General features: G+C 61.3%; 9 protein-coding genes. All 9 read left to right on the top strand.

All coding sequences use genetic code 11. From position 1 onward, the window contains the following. Positions 1–448, top strand: a 448-nt coding sequence (locus E5W87_RS30070) for an N-formylglutamate amidohydrolase (protein WP_292405928.1), incomplete at its 5' end; no start/stop codon positions are given. Between the two features lie 20 nt (positions 449–468). Further along, positions 469–2,031 carry an amino acid permease gene (locus E5W87_RS30065; RefSeq protein WP_292405925.1) on the top strand — a complete coding sequence of 521 codons (1,563 nt, stop codon included), beginning with the start codon at positions 469–471 and terminating at the stop codon, positions 2,029–2,031. A 96-nt stretch (positions 2,032–2,127) separates the two neighbouring features. Then, entirely contained in the window at positions 2,128–3,498 is a 1,371-nt protein-coding gene (locus E5W87_RS30060) for a glutamine synthetase family protein (RefSeq protein ID WP_292405923.1), read from the top strand. A gap of 87 nt (positions 3,499–3,585) precedes the next feature. Next, positions 3,586–4,974 carry an aldehyde dehydrogenase family protein gene (locus tag E5W87_RS30055; RefSeq protein WP_292405920.1) on the top strand — a complete coding sequence of 463 codons (1,389 nt, stop codon included), beginning with the start codon at positions 3,586–3,588 and terminating at the stop codon, positions 4,972–4,974. Between the two features lie 17 nt (positions 4,975–4,991). Then, positions 4,992–6,164: an iron-containing alcohol dehydrogenase gene (locus tag E5W87_RS30050; protein ID WP_292405917.1), complete on the top strand. Its 1,173-nt coding sequence runs from the start codon at positions 4,992–4,994 to the stop codon at positions 6,162–6,164. A 243-nt stretch (positions 6,165–6,407) separates the two neighbouring features. Beyond that, positions 6,408–7,514, top strand: a complete 1,107-nt coding sequence (locus E5W87_RS30045) for an ABC transporter substrate-binding protein (protein ID WP_292405915.1) — start codon at positions 6,408–6,410, stop codon at positions 7,512–7,514. A gap of 165 nt (positions 7,515–7,679) precedes the next feature. Further along, a complete protein-coding gene (locus E5W87_RS30040; protein ID WP_292405912.1) occupies positions 7,680–8,669 on the top strand; it encodes an ABC transporter permease subunit in 990 nt (329 codons plus the stop codon). Next, positions 8,666–9,457 (top strand): ABC transporter permease, encoded by a 792-nt coding sequence (locus E5W87_RS30035; RefSeq protein WP_095484040.1) that lies wholly within the window; start codon positions 8,666–8,668, stop codon positions 9,455–9,457. The genes E5W87_RS30040 and E5W87_RS30035 overlap by 4 nt, the downstream gene beginning before the upstream one ends. 31 nt (positions 9,458–9,488) lie before the next feature. Next, a partial coding sequence (locus tag E5W87_RS30030; protein ID WP_292405909.1) for an ABC transporter ATP-binding protein occupies positions 9,489–9,989 on the top strand: 501 nt, incomplete at its 3' end.

The raw sequence follows: 9,989 nt of genomic DNA, 5'->3' as shown, positions 1-9,989 counted from the left end.
GTCCTGGCAACCCTTCCATGACGCGGTCGCCAGCATCATTGACAAAAGGCTGGCGCGCGGGCTCGAGACGCGGCTGGTTTCAATCCATTCCTTCACCCCGGTCTACAAGGGTATGAACCGGCCCTGGCATATCGGCGTCATCCATGACGAGGATCGCCGGCTGGCAGCGCCGCTTATCGCCGCGCTGCAGCGGCTCGCCGGCGTCACGGTCGGCGTCAACGAACCCTATTCGCCGGCCGACCGCGTTTATTTCACGCTGGAGCGCCACGCGCGCCCGCGGGAGCTAGCCTGCGCGATGATCGAAATCCGCAACGACGAGATATCCGACCAAGCCGGGCAGCGGAAATGGGCGGATCTGCTCACGGGTATTTTTCTGGATCTGGAGCCCGAGGCGACCATGGGCTTTCGACCAAGTGCAGTGGGAAAGTCAGTACAATCGGCCAGCTAAAAAACAGAAGGGGACAAAAAATGTCAGCGCAAGACTACACTGAAGTCGACAAGAAGGAGGACCTTAATGTTCTCCACGGCATGGGCTATGCCCAGGAACTATCGCGAAGCATGAGCCGCTTCTCGAATTTCGCGATCTCGTTCTCGATCATCTGCATCCTGTCGGGTGGCATCAATTCCTTCGCGCAAGCGACATCGTCGATCGGTGGCGCGGGGGCTGGTGTCGGCTGGATCGTCGGGTGCATGGTTTCGGGATTCTTCGCGCTCGCCATGGCCCAGATCGCCTCTGCATTTCCGACCGCAGGCGGCCTCTATCATTGGGCATCCATTCTAGGGAACCGTTTCACTGGCTGGCTCACCGCATGGCTCAACCTGCTCGGCCTGATCACTGTGCTCGGCGCGATCAACATCGGCACCGCTTTCTTCTTCGTCGGCACTTTCGGCGGAGCCTTTGGCCTGACTGGTACACCTGGCGAGATCGTCGGGTTTGTCGCCTTCATCACCGTGTTGCAGGCGCTGCTCAACCATTTCGGCATCAAGTTGACGGCTATGCTGACAGACGCCTCCGGCTTCCTGATCCTGGCAACGACAGCCGTGCTGATCGTCGCTTGCCTGATGTTTGCTCCAGCGATCGACATCACGCGGTTGTGGACGTTCACGAACTATTCGGGTGATGCGGGCGGTGGCGTTTTCCCGCAGTCCGAGTCCATGGGGTATCTCTTCCTGCTCTGCCTGCTACTGCCGGTTTACACCATTACTGGCTATGACGCGTCGGCGCATACTTCGGAAGAGACGTTGAAGGCAGCGCACTCGGTTCCGCGGGCGATCGTTTCGTCTGTGCTCTGGTCATCGCTGATCGGCTGGGTGATGCTATGCGCGATCGTATTGGCGATCCCGGATCTGGCGGCCGGCGCCAAGCAGGGCTGGGGCGTGTTCTTCGCGACCATGGACGCGATCTTGCCGTCGTGGTTGAAGACGCTGCTCTATCTGGCCATCCTGATCGCGCAGTTCCTCTGCGGTCTCGCAACGGTCACCTCTGCCTCGCGCATGCTTTTCGCCTTCTCGCGCGACGGTGGCATGCCGGTCGGCTCGGCCTCGCTAGCCAAGGTGAGCCCGGCTTGGCGCACGCCGGTCAATGCGATTTGGACGGCTGCGGTCCTCGAGATCATCTATGTCTTTCTTGCCCAGTTCATTTCGATCGGTGGCACGAACATCTATACCATCGTCGTCAATTCGACATTGGTGTTCCTGTTCCTGTCCTTCATCATTCCGATCGTGCTCGGCATGTTGGCTTTCGGAACGGAGAAATGGCCGAATCCCGGCCCGTGGAATCTGGGCGCCGGCCTGTTCAAGCTGTTTTGCATCCTGTCGGTCATCGGCATGGTGATCATCTTCTACATCGCCATCCAGCCGCCAAACGACAAGGTGCTCTATATCACCCTGGGCTTCATCGTGCTCACCGCCGTGCTTTGGTTCGGCTTCGAGAACCGCCGCTTCAAGGGCCCGCCGATCGGCGACCAGATTGCCAAGCGCCAGGCGGCGATCAGGGCGGCCGAGGTGGCCGTCGGCGAAGCCGGCGCCTGACACCTCTCCATGCCATGGCCGGCGCCTCGCCGGCCATGGCGTTCCACATCTTCGAAGTGACAAGCCCAAAACGACAAGCACTGGAGTGCCAAAGGAATGGCCGGAAATTTCTCGTTCGATCAGTTGAAGAAGGCGGTCTCCAGCGGTGAGGTCGACACGGTGCTTGCCTGCATCGTCGACATGCAGGGCCGGTTGGCGGGAAAGCGGTTCCTGGCACAGTATTTCGTCGAGTCCGCCCATGACGAGACGCATGGCTGCAACTATCTCTTGGCCGCCGACATCGATATGGAACCGGTGCCAGGCTACAAGGCGGCGAGTTGGCAGAAGGGTTACGGCGACTTCGTCATGAAGCCGGACCTGGCGACGCTGCGGCGCATTCCATGGCTGGAAAAGACGGCGCTGGTGATCTGCGATGTGCTTGACCACCATACCCATGACGACCTGCCGCATTCGCCGCGCGCCATCCTGAAGAAGCAAGTCAAGCGGCTGAGCGAGCGCGGCTATATCGGCTATTTCGCCTCCGAGCTCGAATTCTATCTGTTCAGCGAGACCTACGATTCCGCCCGCAAGAAGCACTGGCAAGGCCTCGACACCGCCTCGCCCTATATCGGCGACTACCAGATCGGCATCACCACCAAGGAAGAAGGCGTCATGCGCCGGCTGCGCAACGAGATGGAAGCAGCCGGCATTCCGATCGAGAATTCCAAGGGCGAGTGGGGTCCGGGCCAGGAAGAAATCAATGTCCGCTATGCCGAGGCGCTCGACATGGCCGACCGCCATGTCATCCTGAAGAACGGCGCCAAGGAAATCGCCGAGTCCGAAGGCAAGGCGATTTCGTTCATGGCCAAGTACAATTATGGGCTGGCCGGCAATTCCAGCCACATCCACAATTCGCTGTGGAGCGCCGACGGCAAGGCGCCGCTTTTCTACGACAAGAATGCTGAATGGACGCTGTCGACGCTCGGTCAGCAATGGGCGGCCGGCCAGCTCAAATACGCCAAGGAATTCACCTGGTTCCTGGCGCCCTATATCAATTCCTACAAGCGCTTCCAGGCCGGCACCTTCGCGCCGACCAAGATCATGTGGAGCGAGGACAACCGCACCGCCGGCTTCCGTCTGTGCGGCGAGGGCACCAAGGGCATCCGGATGGAATGCCGCATCGGCGGCGCCGATCTGAACCCTTATCTCGCCTTCGCTGCGTTGATCGCGGCCGGGCTTGCCGGCATCGACGAAAAGCTCGAATTGCAAAAGCCCTTCGTCGGCGACGCCTATCAGGCCTCGCAGCTACCGGAAATTCCAAAGACCCTGCGCGATGCCACCGAGACACTGGCGAAATCGGAGATGCTGAAGCAGGCGTTCGGCGACGGCGTGCTCGAACATTACGTGCATACGGCGCGCTGGGAGCAATTCGAATACGACCGCCGGATTACGGACTGGGAACTGCACAGGGGGTTCGAGCGGTACTAAACTACGCCAGCGCTGCCGTTCAGCCTTCGGTGCGGAGGGGCGGATAGCTCAAAGCCGAGATTGTCATAAACTGCGAGGACTCAAGGAATGACCGAAACGGTCAAGATAAAATCCCCCGTCGATGGTTCGGTCTATGCCGAGCGGCCAATCGCCACGGATCAGGCGATCAATGCCGCGGTCGAGCGTGCCAAGGCGGCGCAGGAGAAATGGGCTGAGACGCCGGTCGTCGAGCGCGGCAAGTACATGCTTGCCATGTTGGAAGCGCTGGTCGCCATGACCGACGAGATCGTGCCGGAGATCGCCTGGCAGATGGGTCGTCCGGTGCGCTATGGCGGCGAGTTCGGCGGCGTCAAGGAACGCACCAACTACATGGTCGAGATCGCCGAAGCAGCACTCAAGCCAGTGATAGCCTCCAATCCGAAGGACGGGTTTCGCCGCTATGTGAAGAAGGTGCCGCTCGGCGTCGTCATGGTGATCGCGCCGTGGAACTATCCCTATCTCACCGCCGTCAACACGATCGTGCCGGCGCTGATGGCCGGCAGTGCCGTGATCCTCAAGCACGCGGCGCAGACGCTGCTGGTCGGCGAACGCTTTCAACAGGCGTTCGAGAAGGCAGGCCTGCCAAAGGGCCTGTTCCAGAACCTCGTCATGAACCACGCCCAGACCGAAAGACTGCTCGGCTCGGGCAAGATCGATCATGTCAATTTCACCGGCTCGGTTGCCGGTGGCCGCGCCATCGAGAAGGCCGCTGCGGGCACATTCATGACGCTCGGCCTCGAGCTTGGTGGCAAGGACCCGGCCTATGTCCTGGCCGATGCCAAGATGGACCATGCCGTCGCCAATTTGGTCGACGGCGCCTTCTACAATTCCGGCCAATGCTGCTGCGGCATCGAGCGCGTCTATGTCCACGAGAAGGTCTATGACGAATTCGTCGAAGGCTTCATCGCCGAAACCAAGAACTACGTCGTTGGCAACCCGCTCGACCAGGCGACGACGATGGGGCCGATGGCACAGGCGCGCTTCGCCGACCTGATCCGCGAGCAGAAGGCAGAGGCGCTTCGCAAGGGTGCCAAGGCGCTCATCAACATGAAGGTTGCTAACGACGAGCCAGGCTCGCCCTATCTGGCGCCGGAGGTGCTGACCGAAGTCGATCATCAGATGAGCGTCATGCGCGAGGAAAGCTTTGGGCCGATCGTCGGCATCATGAAGGTGCGCAACGACGAGGAGGCGATCGCTCTGATGAACGACAGCCCCTACGGGCTGACGGCCTCGATCTGGACGCGCGACACCGAGCATGCGGTGGCGATCGGCGACCGCGTCGAGACCGGCACCGTGTTCATGAACCGCTGCGACTATCTCGATCCGGCGCTGGTCTGGACCGGCGTCAAGGACACCGGCAAGGGCGCGGCGCTGTCAGCCATCGGCTACGACAATCTGACGAGGCCGAAATCATATCATCTGCGTGAAGCCATCTGATTTTTCGAAAGACAAAAATGTCCAAATTGATATCCAAATGGAACTACCCGACAACCGTTCGATTCGGCGCGGGGCGCATCAAGGAATTGCCTGAAGTGCTTGATGCTACCGGCATCAAGCGGCCGCTCTTCGTCACCGATCCGGGGCTGGCCAAACTTCCGGTGGTCGCCTCGACGTTGAAGATCCTCGACGACGCCAAGGTACCCTATGGCGTGTTTTCCGAGGTGAAGCCTAACCCGGTTGACTCCAACCTGACCGCCGGCATTGCCGTGTTCAAGAAGGGCAAGCATGACGGCGTCATCGCCTTCGGCGGCGGCTCGGCGCTCGACCTCGGCAAGCTGATCGCCTTCCAGGCCGGCCAGGTCAGGCCGGTCTGGGATTTCGAAGATGTCGGCGACTGGTGGACGCGCGCCAATTCCGACGCGATCGCGCCGATCATCGCCGTGCCGACGACGGCCGGCACCGGCTCGGAGGTCGGCCGCGCCGGCGTCATCACCAATGAGGCGACCCACACCAAGAAGGTCATCTTCCATCCGAAACTTTTGCCGGCCATCGTCATCGCCGATCCGGAACTATCGGTCGGCATGCCGGGCTTTATCACCGCCGGAACCGGCATGGACGCGCTCGCTCACTGCCTCGAAGCCTATTGCGCGCCGGGCTATCACCCGATGGCCGATGGCATCGCGGTCGAAGGCGTGCGGCTCGTCTTCGAAAACCTGCCGAAGGCCTATGCCAACGGCAAGGATCTCGTCGCCCGCGCCCATATGATGAGTGCGGCCGCGATGGGCGCCGCCGCCTTCCAGAAAGGGCTGGGCGCCATCCACTCGCTGTCGCATCCGATCGGCGCGCTCTACGACACCCATCACGGGATGACCAACGCCGTGTTCATGCCTTATGTGCTGGCCTTCAACCGCGACGCCATCGAGGTGCGCATCGCCCGGCTCGCCGCCTATTGCGGCATCAAGGGCGGCTTCGACGGTTTCGCCAAGGCTGTCATCAAACTGCGCAAGGAGCTGAAGGTGCCGCATGCGCTGCCGGGCCTGATCAAGGGACTCGACATGGACAAGAAGCGCAAGGGCCTGATCGCCGACATGGCGGTGGTCGACCCGACCGCCGGCGGCAATCCGGTCAAGCTGACGAGGAAGGCGGCGCTGACGCTGCTCGAAAACGCCATCGCCGGCACCGTCTGAGACGGCTTTCGCGCCGAAAATTGATCTGGAAAATTGAGGGCAAAGAAAGGGGAAAAGATGAAAGGTAAGACCGAAATTCGTTAGCCGGAAAAATAATCGCTGAGCGATTGCTACAGCCGGTTAAAAAGAGTTTACTTTTTCGCACTGCAAGGCATCGCTTTCACCAAGCTTTCATCTGGCTGTCACACGAAAACGATACCGCATCGCAGGCGTCCAACGGCGTCAGTTCAACGGAGAGAACACATGTTCAAATTCACGGGAAAAGTGCTTTCCCTTACGGCCGTCGCCCTGATGGCGACCTCTGCCATCTCGTCGGCCCAGTCCATGGATGAACTGGTCGCAGCTGCCAAGGCGGAAGCCCAGCTCACCACCATCGCGCTGCCGCATGACTGGTGCGGCTATGGCGCTGTCATCGATGGCTTCAAGGCGAAATATCCCGAAATCACGGTCAACGAACTCAACCCCGATGCCGGCTCCGGCGACGAGATCGAGGCGATCAAGGCCAACAAGGACAATAAGGGCCCGCAGGCGCCCGACGTCATCGACGTCGGCTTGTCGTTCGGCCCGACCGCCAAGGCCGATGGCCTGCTGATGCCCTACAAGGTGTCGACCTGGGATTCGATCCCCGATAGCGCCAAGGATGCCGAAGGCTACTGGACCGGCGACTATTACGGCGTGCTGGCGATGATGGTGAACAAGGATCTGGTCAAGGAAGTGCCGGCCGATTGGGCTGATCTCCTGAAGCCGGAATATGCCAATGCCGTCGCGCTCGCCGGTGATCCACGTGCCTCGAACCAGGCCATCCAGGCGGTCTACGCCGCCGGCCTTTCGAGCGGCGCCGCGGCCGGTGAAGCCGCAGGTACTGCCGGCCTCGACTTCTTCAAGAAGCTCAATGCCGCCGGCAATTTCGTGCCGGTCATCGGCAAGCCTGCGACGCTTGCACAGGGTCAGACACCGATCCTGATCAACTGGGACTACAATGCGCTTGCCGGCCGCGACACGCTGAAAGGCAATCCGCCGGTCGACGTCGTCGTGCCGAAGACCGGTGTCGTCGCCGGTGTCTACGTGCAGGCGATCAGCGCCTACGCGCCGCATCCGAACGCCGCCAAGCTCTGGCTGGAATATCTCTATTCCGACGAAGGCCAGATCGGCTGGCTGAAGGGCTATTGCCACCCGATCCGCTTCAACGATCTCGCCAAGAACGGCAAGATCCCGGAGGACGTGATGGCCAAGCTGCCGCCGGCCGCATCCTATGAGGCCGCGGTGTTCCCGACGCTCGATGAGCAGGGCAAGGCCAAGGAAGCCGTCACCAAGAACTGGGACGCCGTCGTCGGCGCCAACGTTCAGTAAGGTTGAAAACCGCCGGGCGGCTTCACTGCCGCCCGGTATTCCACTAAAGCGACGTGCGTCCACTTGGACGCACAAAGTACGCTCTAGAACTCAAAATTTTCGCTTCGTACTTTCCGAAAATCGAGTTCGATTTTCGGGCCGATGCGATAAGACGGTAGCCGGCGCATGACCGATCTCTCGCTTGCCGATCACGCGATTGCCGGGAAGACGGCGCCTCCCAGTGAGGCGCGCGCGTTTCGGCTACCGACGCAATGGCTGGGCGTGGCGCCGTTCTTCATCTTCGCCATCATGTTCCTGGTCCTGCCCACGCTCTATCTGGTGCTCGGCGCGTTCCAGAACGATGCCGGCGCATTCACCTTCGACAACATCGTCGGTATCTTCGACCCACCCAACCTGTCGAACTACATGCAGTGCCAATATAGTTCCTGGACCTCCTGGGTCGACGGAAACTGCAAGCTGCCCAGCATCCTTGCCGCCTACTGGATATCGATCAAGATCAGCCTTGCTTCGTCGCTCATCGGCGCATTTGCCGGTCTGGCCATTGCCATTGCCATCGTGCGCGGCGGCCTGCCGAACTGGATACGGTCGGCGACGCTGACCTTTTCCGGCGTGGCTTCGAATTTCGCCGGCGTGCCGCTGGCCTTCGCCTTTCTCGCCACGCTCGGCCGCCTCGGCCTCGCGACGGTGATCCTGAACACCGTGTTCGGCTTCAACATCTACGCCCATGGCTTCAACATCCTGTCGTTCTGGGGCCTGACGTTGACCTATGTCTATTTCCAGATCCCACTGATGGTGGTCATCATCACACCGGCGATCGACGGACTGAAGAAGGAATGGGGCGAGGCGGCCGCGACGCTTGGCGCCACCACCGCGCAATACTGGCGCATGGTCGTCATCCCGGTGATCTGGCCGAGTTTTCTCGGCACCGTCATCCTGCTGTTCGCCAATGCCTTCGGCGCCATCGCCACCGCCTATGCGCTGACCGGCTCATCGCTCAACATCATTCCCATCGTGCTCTACGCCCAGATCCGCGGCGACGTGTTGCACAACCCGCATCTCGGCTATGCCATTGCCTTCGGCATGATCGTCATCACCGGCCTCGCCAACGTCTTCTACATCTGGTTCCGGACGCGCAGCGAAAGGTGGCTCAAATGAAGAGCGGACGTTTCTGGGCCTGGGTCGTCTTCGCGCTGGGCGCGGCCTATTTCTTCATTCCGCTGATCGCAACCGTGGAATTCTCGATGCGCATGCGGCGCGGCGTCTATTCCTTCGATGCCTACGAGGTCGTGCTTGGCGACCCCCGCTTCCAGGCGACTTTCGGCTATTCGGTGCTTGCCGCCGTCTTCACCATCATCCTCGGCGTGCTGATCGTCGTGCCCACCGCCTACTGGATCCGGCTGCGGCTGCCGCAACTGAGGCCGGTCGTCGAGTTCATCACGCTGCTGCCGCTGGTCATCCCGGCCATCGTTATCGTCTTCGGCTACATCAGAATGTACGGATCGAATTCGCCGCTGCCGTTCCTGGCGAGCGACACGGGCACCAACGCCTTGCTGGTCATCGGCTATGCGACGCTGGCGCTGCCCTATATGTACCGCGCCGTCGACACCGGGCTTCGCACAATCGACGTGCGCACGCTGACGGAAGCGGCGCAGATTCTCGGCGCCGGCTGGGGCACGATCATCACCCGCGTCATTCTGCCCAACGTGCTGATCGCGGTATTGTCGGGCGCCTTCCTTACCTTCGCTATCGTCCTCGGCGAATTCACCATGGCCAGCCTGCTCAATCGGCCGGCCTTCGGTCCCTACCTGCAGAACATCGGCGCCAATCGCGCCTATGAGCCGGCGGCACTTGCCATCATCGCCTTCGCCATTACCTGGGCGTGCATGTCGCTGATCCAGATCCTGTCGCGTTTTGCGCCGCGATCGGCGAACCGGCCAAACTGATCGAAAAGTACTGACCGAAAGAAAAAAAGCCATGGCCGAGCCGTTCCTCTCCATCCAGCATGTGCGAAAATCCTTCGGCCCCACCACCGTGGTCCAGGATTTCAACCTCGACGTCGAGCCGGGCGAATTCGTCTCCTTCCTCGGGCCATCGGGCTGCGGCAAGACGACGGTGCTGCGCATGGTCGCCGGCTTCGAGGAGCCGAGCGCCGGCAAGATCGTGGTGGCCGGCAAGGATATCACCCGGCTCAAGCCCAACCAGCGCAATGTCGGCATGGTGTTCCAGGCCTACGCGCTGTTTCCGAACCTGACCGTGGCGCAGAACATCGGCTTCGGACTGAAGGTCGCGGGCATGCCCAAGCCCGATGCCGACAGGCGCGTCGCCGAGATGCTCGACCTCATCAAGCTGCCGCAGATGGGCGATCGCTATCCCTATCAGCTCTCCGGTGGCCAGCAGCAACGTATCGCGCTGGCGCGGGCCATCGCGCCGAAGCCGAAGCTCCTGCTGCTCGACGAGCCGTTGTCGGCGCTCGAC

Source organism: Mesorhizobium sp. (assembly GCF_004962925.1).
Taxonomy (GTDB): domain Bacteria; phylum Pseudomonadota; class Alphaproteobacteria; order Rhizobiales; family Rhizobiaceae; genus Mesorhizobium.
Note: the sequence above shows the minus strand (reverse complement) of the source record. Positions and strands in the feature narration are given on the sequence as shown.